The following is a 15700-nucleotide window of genomic DNA, read 5'->3' as shown; positions in this document are numbered from 1 at the left end:
GTGCCCCTTTCGGGGTGCGGCCTTTTGCGCAGGTCCGAGCTGGGGCGGCGCCGTTGGCGCCGCCCTTCGTGGATCAGGCGTGAATGATAGGCGCATTTTCCCAAATATGGTCGAAGTCTGCTCAAGCAGACTATCAGATGAGTTGAGTGAAGGTGAGGGCCGGATAGGCGTGACGCCGGGGATGTATGACAATAGCCTTTGATGCATGCCCGTCTTCACCTTCCGTCTCGACGATGACATCGCCCAGCGCTTCGATGCTGTGGCGGAGAGCGCCGGTGGCCGCTCGGTTTTGCTGCGGCGCCTCGTCATGAATGCAGTGGACGCGGAGGAGGGCGAGAGGTCGGGGCCAGTCCGTCGGCGGGAGCGAGCAACACGGCGGTTTGAGATCCGGCTGACCGATGCGGAAATTGCCGCGCTGGATGCCAAGGCCGATGCTTTGGGTATGAAGCGAACCGACTGGGTGACGAGGCTGGTGCGCTGCCGGCTGCATTCGGCGGCACCGCTGCCGCTTGAAGAACGGGCGGCAGTGGCCCAGGCGTGGCGCGAGCTCAACCGGATCGGCATCAATCTCAATCAGGCGACGCGGGCGCTCAACGCATCGGTGATGGTCGAATCCGGGCTCGATGTCGCGCGCGAGGCGGCGCGGGTGGCAAGCTTTCGCACGGAAATCCGGATGGCGCTTGCCGGTCTCGGCACCGCGCTCAACGGCGATCTTGCCTATTGGGATAGCCTCGATGCTTGAGGAGGAGGGCATCCTGCCGCTGCCCAGCCTCATGGAGGCATGGCGGCCGCCCACCGGCGGTAAACGGACACTGCGGGGGGCCTATGTCCGCATCGGACGCGGCGCACCGGGCCGGGGAGGGCAGGGGCGGTCCGTGCCGCTGAGCCAGGCCGAGGCTCGGGCCAAGCTCGAGCGGATCGTGCGCAAGGCCCCGGAGGTCATGGTCAAGGTCTCGGGCAAGCAATATGGCGCGCATCATCTATCGGAGCATTTCGGCTATGTTGCGCGGCACGGGAAGCTTGCGGTGCGCTCGAGCGAGGGCGAGATCATCGATGATCCCAAACGGCTGAAGGAGATCGCGCAGGACTGGGCCATGCTCGACGAGGCGATGAACGAGCATGGCCGCGACCGGCCGACCTCGCTGTCGCTGGTCCTTTCCATGCCCGGCGGTTCGACCGATCCCGAGACGCTGCAGGATGCCGCCCAGGCGTTCGCCCGCATCCTGTTCGAGGACAATCACGCCTATATGCTGGCGCTCCACACCGATACCGATCATCCGCATATCCATCTGACGGTGGCCACCGAAGGTGCGGACGGTAGGCGGTTCAACCCGCGCAAGGCCGACCTCCATCATATGAGAGAGACATTCGCGCATGAGCTACGGGCGCGCGGCATCGCGGCTGAGGCGACGCCCAGACGCGCACGCGGTCACGTTCAAAAGCGTGTGCGCTCTGCAGCGCTGCATCTCGATGCTCGGATCGGTCAGGAGGGGCGCCGGCTCAATATGGATGAACTCAACGTGCTGCGCGCCCGGGCCTTTGCGCACGCGCGCGATGAGGAACGGCGGCCGCAGGACGTGATGGCGCTGGTTCGCCAGAAGCAGATACGCGGTGCTTATGCGGAGGCGGCGGTGGCGCTTGCACGTACCGGCGAGGCCGACGACCAGGCGCTTTCCGACGAAATTGCGGGTTTCCTGGCGGCTATGCCGCCGGCGGTCTCCCGACGTCTGGCCCTGGCCCGCGAGATGATGCAGGGGCGGCAAGCGACACAGCCGGCGCGCGAGCTGGAGGGTGGAGCTGGTCCCGAGCAGCCAGCGCCGGAGCGTGGGCGGGAGCGTTGATTCGCATGGGGCGGTTGATCTTGCGAAGGGATGCTCCCACTACCATGTGCTAGAATGTCTTGGAAAGTCGAGGGAACTGGCGCTTTCTGTGGTCATAGCTTGTTAGAAAAAACCATCCTATTATCTAACAGACAGGAGCTTGGACATGTCTGCGGTGGCTGATCGGATTATGAAGCGTGTGCGCGGCAAGGGCCGTGGCTGGGTGTTTACGCCCAAGCAGTTCGTTGACTTCGGTACGCGCGGCTCGGTCGACATGGCGCTGTCGCGTCTCGCGCATGCCGGTGACATCCGCCGGATCGGCCGCGGTCTCTACGACTATCCCCGCCAGCATGACAAGCTTGGTGCCCTGAGCCCGGATCTCGGGCAGGTGGCCCAAGCGCTCTCCGCGCAGAGCGGCGATGCGCTCGCGCCGTCGGGAGCGGCGGCGGCCAATAGCCTTGGTCTCTCGACACAGGTGCCCGCCCGGGCGAGCTACGCCACCAGCGGTCGCACCCGCACCGCCAAGGCTGGCGGCCGCAGCGTTACCTTGAAGCACAGCCGCGCGCCGGTGCTCGACGCGCCGGAGTCTGTGAATGCGATCGTCCAGGCGCTCGCGCATCTGGGGAAGGGCAATATCGACGCGGATGCGATCGGGCGCTTCGCCGCGCGCCTCGACGATGCCGATACGCGCGCGCTCGTCGCGGCCCGCTCGGCCATGCCGGGCTGGATGGGCGACATTGTCCTCAAGATCCAGGCGTCGCGGAGAGATAGGTCATGCAGGGAGAAAGGGTAGCGCTGCTGGCGCCACCAGCAAATCTCCAGATGCAGGGTCGGGCACAAGGATGGGTACGGCCGGATAAAGTGTCGGCCATGTCGAATACTTGGCGATCCATGTCGCGGCGCTTGGAGACAGCCAACCCGTCAAGGTCGTGATACTCGCATAGCGCTGCGCGAGCGGAAGCGCGATGATGGGTTCATAGTGGGCGACGCGGTTGCGCAATATACGCAGGTCGCGCAAGTCCCGCGCGATCACACCGCGCTGTACGCCTTTGGCCTGAAAGATGGGTCGCAGGCTTTGCCAGAGGTGGTGTGACTTGGGGCCGAAGAGTGACGCCCAGAAGCCGAAGTTCAACTCCGCTACGATCTGCGGACGGGTCGCTGCCTTCCCGTCTTTCTGCAGCGTTTGCCGTGCTTTTGCGATTGCGCCCGTCTGATAGTTCGTCACAAGGATCGCAGGATCGTCGATCCAGGCGGCGCCATGTTGGGCCGCAAGCCGCGCGTCCGCCATGTTACGCAGCACGACCTCGAGCATGTGTAGAGGGCCATAGAGGGCTGCGGAAAGCTGCACATTATAGGTGTACAGGCGCTCTGCGAGCGTCTGATCGGCTCCGGCCCACTTCAGATAAGTGTCGAAGCGGTCAGCGGACAAGGCATGAACGAATGTTGGCACGGGAACCTTTTCACTTGATTTTTAGGCACCCTTGCGCCATATGAACTGGGTATCCCCCGGCGGTCCCTGCTTTGCAAACCGTCGGGGCACTTTATTTCTAGACATCGTCGATTCGATCTTCAATGCCGTTGCTGGAGCAGCGCAGCGTGAATGAACTCGCGCGCCGCCGGCATGCGAGGAGATTTTGCGTGATCACAGCGAAATACATCCCGTGGGACCCGATTGGCGCGATGCCCGACGACCGAAAAGACCGTCGCCTCATGCTGCTCTGGGAAGGAGATCGCCCCGTAATCGGCCGATGGGATGACGGGCGTAAGGGATGGGAAGATCCGGAAGGCATGCACCTTTTCGAGGAGATCACCTATTGGGCGGATATCAATTCACCGGAATGACCCTTGCTCTTTCAGATGATAAATGATTGATATAAAACGATAAAAGTTTGATAATATATCTTATGTTAAATGGCGCCGAGTCATGTGCTCAGGATCAGTCAGTGTCGATTCCCGAAGATCGGTGGACTCCGACTGTTTCGAGATTGATTTACCCGAGATCACTGGACAAAAATTACCCAAGATCGGTGGATATTTCCCTGAGATCGGTGGACTCGTCTGGCCTGCTGTTCCTTTATTCATGAGAGGACTCGCACTGCTACATTACCACGAACTCCCGGTTTCCGGCCATAGCGTAAGAGCGTGACCGGTGAATTCGACACAGCGCCTGATCACTGAAATTCAACTGTCCAGCAGATAGATGAAAGTGCCGCCTGACTGAAAACCGGTTTTTGCTTCAGTACAGGCCTGTGACCCCAGCGCGATATCGGGCGCGCAGCCGCGGTGGCCAATGCGTTGCTCGCCGATACAATCCATGCCGATAGGCTGGGCGGATGAAATGGATCAGCCATTCCAGTGACCCGCTCCATTGCCGAAATTCTTCGAGGATCGGTCTTTCTTCCAGGCGTTGATCACTCGCCATAACGGCGCAGACATTTGCGTCCCCAATCACCGCCAGAACCGCCGCGATGACCTGTCTGCGCCAATCGGCTGAGAGGCCGCACAGTTTGTGGTGCACGTTCGGAAGATGGAGCCGGGGTCGATAATGGGAGCATGTATCAAAGGCATCGAGCGGAACGTCGCCCCTATGACCGGACGCCGCGCAAAGAACATCGGCAATGTCGCTGACCGCAGCCAGCAATTCAGCCGGCTTGGCCGCGCCGCACCACCTGACGCCCACCGGCTGCCCGGATAGCGCCGCCATTAAATCCTGTTCGAAGGAAAGCTGGACACTCGCGGCAGCGAATGTCCGCAGCGGCTCTTGCCTCGACCGCCGCCTCCCCTGTCCAGCCAGGAGGAGTCCGCATTGGCTGCAGCAAAGTGAGAACGGCGGTGCAAAATTAGACCACGGTGGCGGCGGCGAAGTGCTGCTGCGGGCGGCGTAAAAGTCGTCCACTTTGCCTTCTTTGCGCGAGCAGGGAGGGCGTGGAGATATATACCGTGGATCTTTACCTGAAGGTGCGTCTTGCTTGCGCGGGCGGCATGAGCCAGCGTGAGGCGGCGAAGCATTTCAACGTATCGCGCGACACGGTCCGCAAGATGCTGTCGTATTCGGAGCCCCCCGGTTACCGCCGGACGGCGGCGGTGCGGCGGCCCAAGCTGGAAGCGTTCGTTCCGATCATCGATGCATGGCTTGATGGTGACCGTCAGGTTCCGCGCAAGCAGCGTCATACGGCGAAGCGGGTATTTGACCGCCTTCGCGAAGAGCACGGTTTCACCGGCGGCTACACGATCATCAAGGATTACATCCGACAGCGCGAGCAGCGCAGCCGGGAGATGTTCGTGCCGCTGGCGCATGCGCCCGGCCATGCCCAGGCAGATTTTGGTGAGGCCATGGTCGAGATCGGCGGTGTTGTGCAGAAGGCGCATTTCTTCGTGCTCGATCTACCGCACAGCGACGCCTGCTACGTGCGCGCCTATCCCGCTGCCGTTGCCGAGGCATGGATGGACGGCCACGTGCACGCCTTCGCGTTTTTCGGCGCGGTGCCGCTGTCGATCGTCTACGATAACGACCGCTGCCTGGTCTCGAAGATCCTGCCCGACGGCACGAGGCAGCGCGCCCGGCTGTTCAGCGGCTTCCTGTCGCATTACCTGATCCGCGATCGTTACGGCCGTCCCGGCAGGGGGAACGACAAAGGCAGTGTTGAAGGGCTGGTCGGTTATGCTCGCCGCAACTTCATGGTGCCGATCCCCCGGTTCGCGACGTGGGAGGCGTTCAACCTGTGGCTCGAGGAGCAATGCCGCAAGCGTCAGAACGACCGGCTGCGGGGCGAGAGCGAGACGATCGGCGAGAGGCTGAAGCGCGATCTGGCGGCGATGCAGGAACTGCCGGCTGCCCCGTTCGAGGCTTGTGACCAGACCAGCGGCCAGGTCTCGTCGCAGGCGCTGGTGCGTTACCGGACCAATGATTACTCGGTGCCGGTGCGCTTCGGCCATCAGGAGGTATGGATCCGGGGCTATGTCGGCGAGGTGGTGATCGGCTGCCGGGGCGAGGTCATTGCCCGTCATGTGCGCAGCTACGAGCGCGAGGACGTGATCTTCGATCCCATCCATTACCTTCCCCTGATCGAACAGAAGATCAATGCGCTCGATCAGGCAGCGCCCCTGCAAGGCTGGCACCTGCCCGAAGCGTTTGCAACGCTGCGCCGCCTCATGGAAGCTCGTATGGGCAAGCATGGTCGGCGCGAGTATGTGCAGGTGCTGCGTCTGCTGGAGAGCTTCACGCTTGCCGATCTGCATGCGGCCGTAAAGCAGGCTCTCGATATCGGGGCGATCGGCTTTGATGCCGTGAAGCATCTCCTGCTGTGCCGGGTGGAGCGCCGACCACCCCGATTGGACATGGCGATCTATCCCTATCTGCCCAGAGCCAGGGTGGAGACGACATCGGCGCGCTCCTACATGCAGTTGCTCTCGGGCGATGCGAAGGATGCGGCATGAGCAGTCCGTCCCCCGAGCTGTTACTGGCCAGCCACCTCAAGACGCTCAAGCTACCAACCTTCCTGCGCGAGCATGACAAGCTGGCCCGGCGATGCGCGGCCGAGGGCGCAGATCACGTCCGCTACCTTGCCCGGCTTGTCGAACTGGAGCTGATCGACCGGGAACGCCTGTCAACGGGCACCGAAGATTCCGCAAAAGTGGGCATCTAAAATTCCCTAGTTTGGCGGGAGGGTTTGTGTCGGTGATCAGCCGTGATGGAGATCGGGCTTTTCCTTTGCTGGCGGGCGGCCGCGCCGCTTTGGCAAGGGCGGCGGGTTGTTGGACGGTGCCATGCGCGCATGCTCGGGCAGCAGGTCGGCGTGCTGTCGCATGCGATAGCTGGAGCCCTCGATCTGGATGACCACAGCGTGGTGAAGAAGGCGGTCGAGCAGCGCGGTGGCCACCACCGGATCGCCAAAGACATCACCCCATTCGGCGAAGCCGCGGTTTGACGTCAGGATCATGGCACCCTTTTCATATCGGGCGTTGACGAGCTGGAAGAAGAGATTGCCGCCGCCGGGCGTGACGGGAAGATACCCGATCTCGTCGACGACGAGCAGGGAGGATCGGCATAGGAAGCGGATCTTCTCGCGCAACGTGCCCTCGCGTTCAGCCTTGGTCAGTGAAGCGATCAGATCGGCGAGCGGGATGAAGTAGACGCTCTTGCCCGCCTTCACGGCCTCGACGGCAAGGGCCGTGGCGATATGGCTTTTCCCGGTACCGGGCGGGCCCAGCAGATGCACCACCTCGGCCCGGTTGATGAAGTCCAGGCCAGCGAGCGCCAGGATGCGGTTCCGGTCGAGCGATGGCTGGAAGGAGAAGTCATATCCGTCCAGCGTCTTGATGATCGGCAGCCTTGCCATGCGCAGGGCTGCCTTGATCCTGCGGTTCTCCCGGAGCGACAGTTCTTCGTTCAGCAATATGTCGATGGCCTCGATGCCATCGATTTTGCCCTGCTCTATGCCGCGCAGGGTGGCGTCGAGCATCTCCAGGGCGCGTGGCATTTTGAGATGGACCAGGCTGCGGCGGATATTATCGACGCGGGATGCGGCACCCCCATGGTTCATGGCCGTTCTCCCCGCGCCAGTTGGCTGCCGATCGCTTGATAGATGGCCAGGGAGCGCACGGTGACATGCTCGCCTACACGACCGATGGCGATTACCTCTTTACCATGGATACGGCGCTTGGCGCCGCTGCTGCCTGTCCGGTGCGCAGGATCGATCCTGCACTGCCGGCGCCCCTCAAGAACCGGGTGCTCGGCAATGACCTGGCCCCGGTCTACGATCCGGATCTTGTCGGGCAACTGCTGGATTTCGACGACGCGCCGGGTGCGATCGGGAACGCTGTAGTAATTGCCGCCGACCGAGACCATCCCATCGTGGCTGACGCGGCGCTCCAGCTTCAGAACAGCGTCAAAGCGGCCCGCCGGAAGCAGCTGCAACTCAGGCTGCTCGGCGGCGAAGGCTTCAGCAATAATCCGCTGCGTCGTGCCGTGGACACGGACGTTGGCGACGGTATCGAGCCAGTCGATCAGCTGGACATTGAGATCGTCCAGATTGCGGAAGCTCCGGCCCAGGAAGAAGTCCTTGCGGATATAGCTGAACGGCCGCTCGACCTTTCCCTTGGTCTTGGCCCGATAGGGACGGCAGGCGCGTGGCACGAAGCGATAATGCCCGGCCAGAGCCAGCAATGATCGATTGTAGATGATATGGCCCTGATCATCTTCCCCGGTCACGGCGGTTTTCATGCGATCGTAGAGGATTTCGATCGGGACGCCGCCGAGCGCTTCAAAGGCCTGCATATGACAGCGCAACAGGCTTTGGAGATCCTGATGCATGACGTAGCGCGCAAACAGGAAGCGCGAATGGCCCAGCACCAGGCTGAACAGCCAGACGATCCGGCTGACGCCGGGCTCATCGGTAAATTCGACGACGAACCGGGCAAAGTCGACCTGTGCCTGCACGCCAGGCGGCGTCTCGAAGCGAACCTCGAAGGGCTTGGGGCCGTTTTCCGGTCGGATCGCTGCCAGGAACCGCTTTACCGCGGTATAGGCGCCCATATACCCCAGCTCACGGATTTCCCGCGTCAGACGCGCCGCCGTCAGATCGGGAAAGGCCGTCACTCGTTCACGCAAAAATTCTAGATAGGGTGCCAGTTTGTTCGGTCGGCCAAGCATGCGCGGGCCGTAAACCGGGGCCTCGATGCCCCGTTCGATATATTTTCGGATGGTCTTGGGGTCGCGACCAGTGCGTCGGGCAATGGCGGATATCGATACGCCCTGTCGATGTAGTTCGAGGATCATCATCAATTCTCCAAGTCGGATCATCGGCCCCGTCTCCGCGTCTGCAAAGGAGATGAGGACAATGTCGGCTCATCTCATTCTGCCGGGGCTAGCCCCGGCAGAATGAGATGAAGGGGCCACCAACTAGGGAATTTTCAAAGCCCACTTTTGCGGAGAATTGCACGACCGATGACAACGCCGGATGGTCGAGCGCCGGATCAAGGCTGCGAAGTTCCCGGCCGCCAAGAGCCTCGACAGCTTCGACTTTGCCGCGATCCCCAAGCTCAACAAGATGCAGGTGCTGGAACTGGCACGCTGCGACTGGATCAACCGCCGCGAGAACGTCATAGCCCTTGGTCCCTCGGGAACCGGCAAGACCCATGTGGCGATCGGCCTCGGCCTTGCCGCCTGCCAGAAGGGCCTGACGGTCGGCTTCACCACCGCGTCCGCGCTGGTCAGCGCGATGATGGAGGCACGCGACGAACGCCGCCTTCTGCGCCTCCACAAGCAAATGGCCGGATACAAGCTCCTCATCATCGATGAACTGGGGTTCGTGCCGCTCTCGAAAACCGGCGCGGAACTGCTGTTCGAGCTGATCTCGCAGCGTTACGAGCGCGGCTCGACGCTGATCACCAGCAACTTGCCGTTCGACGAGTGGACCGAAACGTTCGGCTCCGAGCGCCTGACAGGCGCGCTCCTCGACCGGCTTACCCACCACGTCTCCATACTCGAGATGAACGGAGAGAGCTATCGTCTGGCCCAAAGCCAGGCGCGCAAGGCACGCTCCAACCCCTGACAGAAAAGACCATCCGTGTGTTGGCGACCCCCACTCGGGCTACGCCCTCGCGGCGCTCGCCAGCACACGGATCACCCGGCCTGATTTTGCGCCGCCCAATGGCCGACTTTTACTCCGCCGTTGACAGTCGCCACATCGTCGAACACGCGAACCTGCGTTTCTTCGCCATACCGCTCGGTGATACCGGACGAGGTCGAGCTTTCCGGTGTCGCCTGGTCGAAGGCATCGACGCTCGCATTCTCGATCATGGCATCGGTGTAGGGCACCCCCGCGGCCCGCAGCGCCTTGAGGTGCAAGGGCAGATCAGCGAGGCGCAAGGGCGTCCGCGCCAGCCAGGGATAGGCCGGCATATTGGAATCGGGCACCACATCGCGCGGATTGGTCAGATGGGCGACGTGCCAGAAATCGGAATATTTGCCGCCAACGCGGGCGAGGTCGGGTCCGGTGCGCTTCGAACCCCAGAGCATCGGATGGTCATATTTGGATTCGACCGCGAGCGAATAGGGACCATAGCGCTCAACTTCGTCCTGCAGCGTCCGGATCATCTGGCTGTGACAGGCATAGCATCCTTCGCGCACATAGATGTTTCGCCCCGCCAGTTCGAGCGGCGTGTAGAGCCGCATGTCTGGCGCCTCCTCGACCGTCTCGTCGATCGTGAAAAGCGGAGCGATCTCGACGAGGCCGCCGACACTGGCAGCCGCGATGATGGCGAGCACGAAGCCGATCGCCGAACGTTCGAGCTTGCGATGAAACAGTTCCGCCACGGCTCAGGCCCTCCCCGCCGCCGTCGCGGCCTGTAGCGGGACGTCGCCTTCGAACGGCGCCTGGGCCGAGGCGGCGCGAATGGTCCTCCACATATTGTAGGCGCCGATCACAGCACCGATCAGGAACAGGAGGCCGCCGAGCGTACGCGCGATGTAATAGGGATACATGGCTCTGAGCGAATCCAGGAAGGAGTAGGCTAGCGTGCCTTCCTCCGTATAGGTCCGCCACATCAGGCCCTGGATGATGCCCGAGTTCCACATGGCAAAAATGTAGACAAGAGTGCCGGCAAGCGAGAGCCAGAAGTGCCACTCGACCAAGGCGGGCGAATACATCGCCTCGCGCTTCCACAAGGACGGCACCAGCGTGTAGAGCGAGCCGAAGGTGATGAGCGCCACCCAGCCGAGCGCGCCGGCGTGAACATGGCCAACCGTCCAGTCGGTGTAATGCGAAAGCGAATTGACGGGCCGGATGGCGAGGAACGAACCTTCAAAGGTCGAGATGCCATAAAACACCGCCGCGACCATCATGAAGCGGAGCGTCGCATCATCGCGCACGCGGTGCCAGGCGCCGTTCAATGTTAGCAAGGCGTTGCCAGCCGAAGCCCATGACGGCACGAGGAGCATCACCGAGAAGGTCATGCCCAGCGTCTGAACCCAGTGCGGTAGGGCGGTATAATGAAGGTGGTGGGAACCCGCCCACATGTAGAAGAAGGTAATGCCCCAAAAGCTCAGGATCGAGAGACGGTAGGAGAAGATCGGCCGCTGGGCCCGGATGGGCAGGTAGTAATAGAGCATGCCCAGGAAGCCCGCCGTCAGGAAGAAGGCGACGGCGTTATGACCATACCACCACTGCACCATAGCATCCTGGACGCCCGACCAGATGGTGTAGCTCTTCGCATGGCCCAGCGAGACCGGAATCGCGAGATTGTTGATGATATGGAGTATCGCGACGACGAGAATGAAGGCCATGAAGTACCAGTTGGCCACATAAATGTGTGGTTCCTTGCGGCGTGCGAGCGTCCGGATGTAGAGGATGAAGTAGGTCACCCAGACGATCACCAGCCAGATGTCGGCATACCATTCGGCCTCGGCATATTCCTTCGATTGGGTAACCCCGAGCAGATAACCGCTGGCCGCGAGGATGCAGAACAGGTTGTAGCCCACCAGCACGAACCAGGCCGAAAGCTGATCGGGAAGACGCGCCCGCGAGGTCCGCTGCACGACATGCAGCGAGGTGGCGATGAGCGCGTTGCCGCCAAAGCCGAAGATCACGCCGCTGGTGTGCACCGGTCGCAAGCGGCCGAAGCTCGCCCAGGCACTGTCAAACGTCAGGTCAGGGAATGCCAGCAGCGCGGCGACCCAGACCCCCACGAACATCGCCACCACCGCCCAAGCCATGCTGGCGATGATGCCGGCCTTGATGGGCTCGTCATAGTAGCTTTGCAAACGGGATTTTGGCGGTTCCGGTCCCCAGATGCCGCGGATTACGATGATGGCGCAAATGGCGGCAATGGCCAGGATCAGCCAGCCGTGGATTTCCATTGTGTCCTGATTGCCTGCCGCTGCGAGAACGAGGCCGCACAGACCGACGGCAACGGAAATGGCGAGCGCGATCTGGCGTTCGGTCTCGGTCAAGGTCAGTATCATGGCCGATCTATTTCCCCCCTCATCGGTCATCGCCACGGGCTGACAGCGCAGCAGCAGGTTCGCTCCCGATGGGAACACAGCTCGCGCCGAACCAGCAACACGCGGGTCGGACGGAAGTTCCCAACTATTGCCCTGCCGTCTCCCGCGGTAAACACCAAAAAATCAGTGGTCAGCGTCGCTCGCCACGCATCGCGGCCGAATTTGAACCTGTGTTTGGCGACGGCGCAATGGACTTTTGCCGATCAAGCTCTTGGACCGTTAAGCCTGTGTCCAAGACTGGCTCGACCTCCGTCTCCGATCGGTCAGGACTGAGCGGCAGCCGCTCTTCAGCATACTGCGGTCGAATCAGCGTATCGCCGCCAGGTATCGTCCGTCGTCGGCACGGAAGAGCACTGACCCATTGCTGTTGACGGACCATGAGGTCACATCCTGCAGAATGGCCAGGAACCTGGTTTCCTGGTTTCCGAGCGTCGGCACGCAAGCCCGCCGCGTCACGGCGAGCGGCCCAATCCGAAGCGACTGTCCCTCGATCGAGTAGTCGCCGGTGAACCTGTTGCAGCCGGCCGATCCGCTCACTCGGCCGTCTTGCGAAAACTGCACCGTCACATTGGATCTGTCGATCAGACCCGTCTGATTGATATCCTCCACCTTGAATTGCGGGCCGATCAAGCCTGAAGCCGCCGGGCGGTCACCAACGCGAACCATATTGAGCGTCCCGAGATCCTGCTCGAACCGCGTGGGATCGACCGAATGGACCGTATCTGTGGTCCATATCAGCTTGCCCTCGGGATCGGTAATCGTCGCGCGGACTGCGTAACGCATGTTGGTCTTCAAGTCCTGTGTTCCTTCACCCTTATCGAAAATGGCAAAGGAACCTGCTGCCCTGCTATCTCGCGCGTTTCCTCGGCGATGATCGCCGATCTCGCATCGGCGCGCGAAACGTCCAGCAGTCTTACGTTGAATGTCGCGCGGGCAGGCAGAGCGATGCGCTGACGATAGGATGCGTTGCCGGTTACGACCTTGTCTCTCAGCTCGGCGACAGGGGCTTGGCGATCGACGTATCGCGCGTCTGTCGCGCAGCCACCGAGCGTGAGCATGGTCGCCGCCAGTACGGCAATGAAGGGCTTGTTGAACATGGCGTTTTCACTTTGCTGTGCGATTGGAGCGGAAGAGAGCGGGTCAGGCGGATCCCATGGCGTCAGCATAATGGGGGACTTCAAGCGGCTGTCCTGTAGGAATCGACTTCGCATAGGATGGTTCCGAACCATGAAAGTCCGATGGCGGGCGGAAGATTGGGCTGGATTGGCGCGGGCCGCCGGGCGGATATCTGATCCCGTCCTTGGGAGGACAGGCACGAATTTTGGAACCATACGAAAAGCGCAGTCTAGAAACCGTGGCTTCCCGCCACTGCGCCGAGAACCGTGACAACCGCGATACCCAGCAATATTCGGTGAAGGGCCTCCATTCGGGCAAAATCTGCGGCGGGCTTGACCGATGTCATCATTCGGCGGTGGAGAAACAGCGGCTCGATCACGAAAAGCATCGCGGCGAAAATGGCCCACAGCCCAACCATCGCATGCATCCACCAGAACCGAAGATCGAAAATGCGGTCCCACATCTGCGCGCGATAGATCATCCAGAAACCGCTCAGTCCTGCCAACAGCACCCAGAGGCGCGCCTGCGCCGCAAAGCGCCCCTCCAGTCGATGAAAGGCCGCCAGCCGCTCCGCCGGCGGATTGGCGGCGCGCACGGACGGCATCACCACAAGCGTCACGAACGCCACGCCGCCGATCCAGACAAGGACCGCCAGGACATGAATGGCTCGGGCCAGGATGATGTCGTCCATGCCTCCGCTCCCTCAAGCCGCGAGCAGTTCGTCAGCCGGGCCGAAGAACTCATAGTGGATCCTGTCCGACGGCACACCCGCCAGCGACAGGGTCGAGACCGCATGACGCAAGAACGGACGCGGCCCGCAGATGTAATAGTCCGCTTGTGCGACCGGTGTGCTGGCGACCAGCCATTCATCGGTAATTATGCCGGCCACATCGTAGTCGCTGCCCTCTGTTTCATCCTCGAGCGGGGTCTGGTGAAAATCGGTGATCGCGATCGATTGGCCATGGCTCGCCACAGCGCGGACATGGTCGCGCATCGCATGGGTGTCGCGGTCATGCGTGCCGTGGATGTAATGAACCGGCACTTCGGCGCCGTTCTGAACGAGGGCTTCGAGCATCGCCACCATCGGCGTCAGGCCCACGCCGCCCGACAGCAGTACGACCGGCCGTTCGACATGATCGGCAAGGAAGAATTCGCCGGCGGGAGCGGCCACCTTCAGGATCGTCCCGGGTTTCGCCTCGTCGTGCAACCAGCCCGAAGCGAGCCCTTGCGGCTCGCGCTTGACCGAAATGCGGTAGGTTTCGCCATTGGCGGCGGCCGAAATCGAGTAGTTGCGCTTGACCGGCGGATGTCCGGGAATTTCGAGCCAGAAGGTAAGATACTGGCCCGGCTTGTGGCGCATGACGGGGCCGCCGTCGACGGGGCGAAGGACAAAGGAATTGATGACGCTGCTTTCGCGCACAACGTCTTCGACGCGGAAATCGCGCCAGCCGTTCCAGCCGCCGGCCGCGTCCTTCTGTTCGGTATAGACGCGCTGTTCCCGCGCGATCAGGATATTGGCGAGAAACCAATAGGCTTCCCCCCAGGCACCCAAGATTTCATCGGTCGCCGCATCGCCCAGCACCGCCTTGATCGCGCCGAGCAGTGCTTCGGCGACGTGCGGATAGTGCTCCGGCAGTATCTGGAGACCGACATGTTTTTGCGCGATGCGCTCGACCGCCGGCGCAAGCGCGCCGAGATTATCGATATTGCTGGCATAGGCGAGAATGGCGCCAGTGAGCGCCCGCGGCTGCGACCCGGCGTCACCATGATGCGACTGGTTGAAAAGGTCGCGGATCTCCGGGTTCTGGAACATCCTGGAATACATTTCATGCACGATATCCAGGCCATGCGCTTCAAGTGCAGGGACCGTCGCCTTGACGAGCGCGATGGTCTGATCGCTGAGAGGCTGCGACATAAACTTCTCCTTGTTGGAAGGGGTTCGAGTTTCCCGACGATCAGTCGCCGGGCGGCTGATCATAGAAATCGACCCGCATTTTCATGGCGCCGACGGGCGTCACGAAGTGCGGCTGCTGCGGAAGGATCAATCCGGGCCGTTCGGGCGTCAGGACAACCTCCGACGGTGGATCGAGATAGGTCAGCCGAAGTTCACCCTCCAGAACACGGATCAAACCCCAGACACCCGCCTTGGTATCATGGCGTGCCCGCAGGGCGGCCGGGAGCGTGTCCTGATCGAACACCGGCGTCGAACGATAGGGTAGAATGTCAGGCATGGGTGGGTACTCGCCGTTCGCAATGAATGGACCCGGCCTCGCCGTCAGCGACGCTTGGCCGATCGAGCCGAAAAAACATGGCAAGCTGCAGGCTCTCGGCAATCCGCTTCGCTTTCGCCTGCAGAGCCGCAGCTGCGTCGGGCGCCATCATCTCGTTTGTCGTACAGTCCCACAGCGCGAGCCAGCGGTCGAAAAGCGCTGGCGTTATCCTCGACCTGTGCTTCAGGTGCGCTGGCACGGGCTGGCCCTTGTATCGGCCACTGGCGAGCATGACGGATGACCAGAACGCCGCCAGCTTTTCGAGATGTTCCGGCCAGTCATCGATCGCGTCGTTGAAAATCGGCCCCAGGTCGGCATCTGCGCGAACGCGCGCGTAGAAGGCGTCGACAAGCTGCTTGAGCGCCTCATCCTTCAGTTCCAGCTCGGTCATTCGCCCGACTCCAATCATGTATCACGAATGCATCTATACTTTTCCCTGAAAACATGCAAGGTGAATACATCTTAATGCGACGAGCTGAGGAAGAGAGTGG

Annotated in this window: 17 protein-coding genes and 2 pseudogenes; 7 read left to right on the top strand and 12 right to left on the bottom strand. The window is 61.8% G+C overall.

The annotated features are described in order from the left end of the window. Positions 1-205: 205 nt before the first annotated feature. The 3 genes from LDB29_RS28095 to LDB29_RS28085 all read left to right on the top strand — a co-directional run bounded on the left by LDB29_RS28095 (position 206) and on the right by LDB29_RS28085 (position 2613). Positions 206-742: a plasmid mobilization relaxosome protein MobC gene (locus LDB29_RS28095; RefSeq protein WP_015449365.1), complete on the top strand. Its 537-nt coding sequence runs from the start codon at positions 206-208 to the stop codon at positions 740-742. Then, positions 735-1841 (top strand): relaxase/mobilization nuclease domain-containing protein, encoded by a 1107-nt coding sequence (locus LDB29_RS28090; protein WP_015449364.1) that lies wholly within the window; start codon positions 735-737, stop codon positions 1839-1841. Before LDB29_RS28095 ends, LDB29_RS28090 begins: the two co-directional genes overlap by 8 nt. Positions 1842-1986: 145 nt before the next feature. Beyond that, entirely contained in the window at positions 1987-2613 is a 627-nt protein-coding gene (locus LDB29_RS28085) for a DUF6088 family protein (protein ID WP_041865604.1), read from the top strand. On the opposite strand, the gene LDB29_RS28080 is transcribed toward LDB29_RS28085, so the two are convergent. Continuing rightward, the gene (locus tag LDB29_RS28080) at positions 2593-3270 is read right to left on the bottom strand and encodes a hypothetical protein (RefSeq protein WP_007684587.1); all 678 of its coding nucleotides are present in this window, start codon (positions 3268-3270) and stop codon (positions 2593-2595) included. The genes LDB29_RS28085 and LDB29_RS28080 overlap by 21 nt on opposite strands. Before the next feature lie 146 nt (positions 3271-3416). Between LDB29_RS28080 and LDB29_RS28075 the strand changes: the two genes are divergently transcribed. After that, on the top strand, positions 3417-3662 hold the full coding sequence (locus LDB29_RS28075; protein ID WP_373886402.1) for a hypothetical protein: 246 nt from the start codon (positions 3417-3419) through the stop codon (positions 3660-3662). A gap of 394 nt (positions 3663-4056) precedes the next feature. Here LDB29_RS28075 and LDB29_RS28070 read toward each other — a convergent pair whose 3' ends face one another. Continuing rightward, on the bottom strand, positions 4057-4524 hold the full coding sequence (locus tag LDB29_RS28070) for a hypothetical protein (RefSeq protein ID WP_257558644.1): 468 nt from the start codon (positions 4522-4524) through the stop codon (positions 4057-4059). Between the two features lie 278 nt (positions 4525-4802). Here LDB29_RS28070 and istA (LDB29_RS28065) point away from each other — a divergent pair, with 278 nt between their 5' ends. Both istA (LDB29_RS28065) and LDB29_RS28060 read left to right on the top strand, forming a co-directional pair. Then, positions 4803-6257, top strand: a complete 1455-nt coding sequence (istA, locus tag LDB29_RS28065) for an IS21 family transposase (protein WP_218036328.1) — start codon at positions 4803-4805, stop codon at positions 6255-6257. Further along, positions 6254-6424: pseudogene (locus LDB29_RS28060) on the top strand (ATP-binding protein); the annotation flags it as partial. The gene istA (LDB29_RS28065) and the pseudogene LDB29_RS28060, both read left to right, overlap by 4 nt. A gap of 78 nt (positions 6425-6502) precedes the next feature. Here the strand turns inward: LDB29_RS28060 and istB (LDB29_RS28055) are convergent. Together istB (LDB29_RS28055) and istA (LDB29_RS28050) are read right to left on the bottom strand one after the other, a co-directional pair. Next, positions 6503-7363: an IS21-like element helper ATPase IstB gene (istB, locus tag LDB29_RS28055; RefSeq protein ID WP_119750084.1), complete on the bottom strand. Its 861-nt coding sequence runs from the start codon at positions 7361-7363 to the stop codon at positions 6503-6505. After that, a complete protein-coding gene (gene istA / locus LDB29_RS28050) occupies positions 7360-8622 on the bottom strand; it encodes an IS21 family transposase (protein ID WP_119750086.1) in 1263 nt (420 codons plus the stop codon). The genes istB (LDB29_RS28055) and istA (LDB29_RS28050) overlap by 4 nt, the downstream gene beginning before the upstream one ends. Positions 8623-8770: 148 nt before the next feature. Between istA (LDB29_RS28050) and istB (LDB29_RS28045) the strand changes: the two are divergent. Next, a pseudogene (gene istB, locus LDB29_RS28045) lies at positions 8771-9373 on the top strand (IS21-like element helper ATPase IstB); the annotation flags it as partial. Between the two features lie 71 nt (positions 9374-9444). On the opposite strand, the gene ccoO reads toward istB (LDB29_RS28045), so the two are convergent. From ccoO to LDB29_RS28005, 8 genes are all read right to left on the bottom strand, one after another. Continuing rightward, on the bottom strand, positions 9445-10137 hold the full coding sequence (gene ccoO, locus LDB29_RS28040) for a cytochrome-c oxidase, cbb3-type subunit II (RefSeq protein WP_257558641.1): 693 nt from the start codon (positions 10135-10137) through the stop codon (positions 9445-9447). A 3-nt stretch (positions 10138-10140) separates the two neighbouring features. After that, positions 10141-11784: a cytochrome-c oxidase, cbb3-type subunit I gene (ccoN, locus tag LDB29_RS28035; RefSeq protein WP_004212708.1), complete on the bottom strand. Its 1644-nt coding sequence runs from the start codon at positions 11782-11784 to the stop codon at positions 10141-10143. 345 nt (positions 11785-12129) lie between these two features. Next, a complete protein-coding gene (locus LDB29_RS28030) occupies positions 12130-12618 on the bottom strand; it encodes an META domain-containing protein (protein WP_140043549.1) in 489 nt (162 codons plus the stop codon). Continuing rightward, the gene (locus tag LDB29_RS28025; protein WP_167706876.1) at positions 12615-13004 is read right to left on the bottom strand and encodes a YbaY family lipoprotein; all 390 of its coding nucleotides are present in this window, start codon (positions 13002-13004) and stop codon (positions 12615-12617) included. The genes LDB29_RS28030 and LDB29_RS28025 overlap by 4 nt, the downstream gene beginning before the upstream one ends. 164 nt (positions 13005-13168) lie before the next feature. Then, the gene (locus tag LDB29_RS28020; RefSeq protein WP_140043547.1) at positions 13169-13630 is read right to left on the bottom strand and encodes a hypothetical protein; all 462 of its coding nucleotides are present in this window, start codon (positions 13628-13630) and stop codon (positions 13169-13171) included. Positions 13631-13642: 12 nt separating this feature from the next. Next, on the bottom strand, positions 13643-14854 hold the full coding sequence (hmpA, locus tag LDB29_RS28015; RefSeq protein WP_015449320.1) for an NO-inducible flavohemoprotein: 1212 nt from the start codon (positions 14852-14854) through the stop codon (positions 13643-13645). Positions 14855-14894: 40 nt separating this feature from the next. Continuing rightward, complete coding sequence (locus tag LDB29_RS28010) at positions 14895-15170, bottom strand: DUF1971 domain-containing protein (protein WP_030089514.1); 276 nt, start codon at positions 15168-15170, stop codon at positions 14895-14897. Further along, positions 15163-15600, bottom strand: a complete 438-nt coding sequence (locus LDB29_RS28005; protein WP_004212701.1) for a group III truncated hemoglobin — start codon at positions 15598-15600, stop codon at positions 15163-15165. Before LDB29_RS28005 ends, LDB29_RS28010 begins: the two co-directional genes overlap by 8 nt. Between the last annotated feature and the right edge of the window lie 100 nt (positions 15601-15700).

Origin of the sequence: Sphingobium sp. CFD-2 (assembly GCF_024611135.1) — a bacterium.
Taxonomy (GTDB): domain Bacteria; phylum Pseudomonadota; class Alphaproteobacteria; order Sphingomonadales; family Sphingomonadaceae; genus Sphingobium; species Sphingobium fuliginis.
The sequence above is the reverse complement of the archived record's forward strand: the minus strand, read 5'-3'. Positions and strand labels throughout refer to the sequence as shown.

What these genes read in the sequence shown, in the direction of transcription:
- LDB29_RS28095 (WP_015449365.1), top strand. Translation starts at nt 206, where the DNA reads ATGCCCGTCTTCACCTTCCGTCTCGACGATGACATCGCCCAGCGCTTC.
- LDB29_RS28090 (WP_015449364.1), top strand. Translation starts at nt 735, where the DNA reads ATGCTTGAGGAGGAGGGCATCCTGCCGCTGCCCAGCCTCATGGAGGCA.
- LDB29_RS28085 (WP_041865604.1), top strand. Translation starts at nt 1,987, where the DNA reads ATGTCTGCGGTGGCTGATCGGATTATGAAGCGTGTGCGCGGCAAGGGC.
- LDB29_RS28070 (WP_257558644.1), bottom strand. Translation starts at nt 4,524, where the DNA reads ATGGCGGCGCTATCCGGGCAGCCGGTGGGCGTCAGGTGGTGCGGCGCG.
- istA (WP_218036328.1), top strand. Translation starts at nt 4,803, where the DNA reads ATGAGCCAGCGTGAGGCGGCGAAGCATTTCAACGTATCGCGCGACACG.
- istB (WP_119750084.1), bottom strand. Translation starts at nt 7,363, where the DNA reads ATGAACCATGGGGGTGCCGCATCCCGCGTCGATAATATCCGCCGCAGC.
- istA (WP_119750086.1), bottom strand. Translation starts at nt 8,622, where the DNA reads ATGATCCGACTTGGAGAATTGATGATGATCCTCGAACTACATCGACAG.
- ccoN (WP_004212708.1), bottom strand. Translation starts at nt 11,784, where the DNA reads ATGATACTGACCTTGACCGAGACCGAACGCCAGATCGCGCTCGCCATT.
- LDB29_RS28020 (WP_140043547.1), bottom strand. Translation starts at nt 13,630, where the DNA reads ATGGACGACATCATCCTGGCCCGAGCCATTCATGTCCTGGCGGTCCTT.
- hmpA (WP_015449320.1), bottom strand. Translation starts at nt 14,854, where the DNA reads ATGTCGCAGCCTCTCAGCGATCAGACCATCGCGCTCGTCAAGGCGACG.
- LDB29_RS28010 (WP_030089514.1), bottom strand. Translation starts at nt 15,170, where the DNA reads ATGCCTGACATTCTACCCTATCGTTCGACGCCGGTGTTCGATCAGGAC.
- LDB29_RS28005 (WP_004212701.1), bottom strand. Translation starts at nt 15,600, where the DNA reads ATGACCGAGCTGGAACTGAAGGATGAGGCGCTCAAGCAGCTTGTCGAC.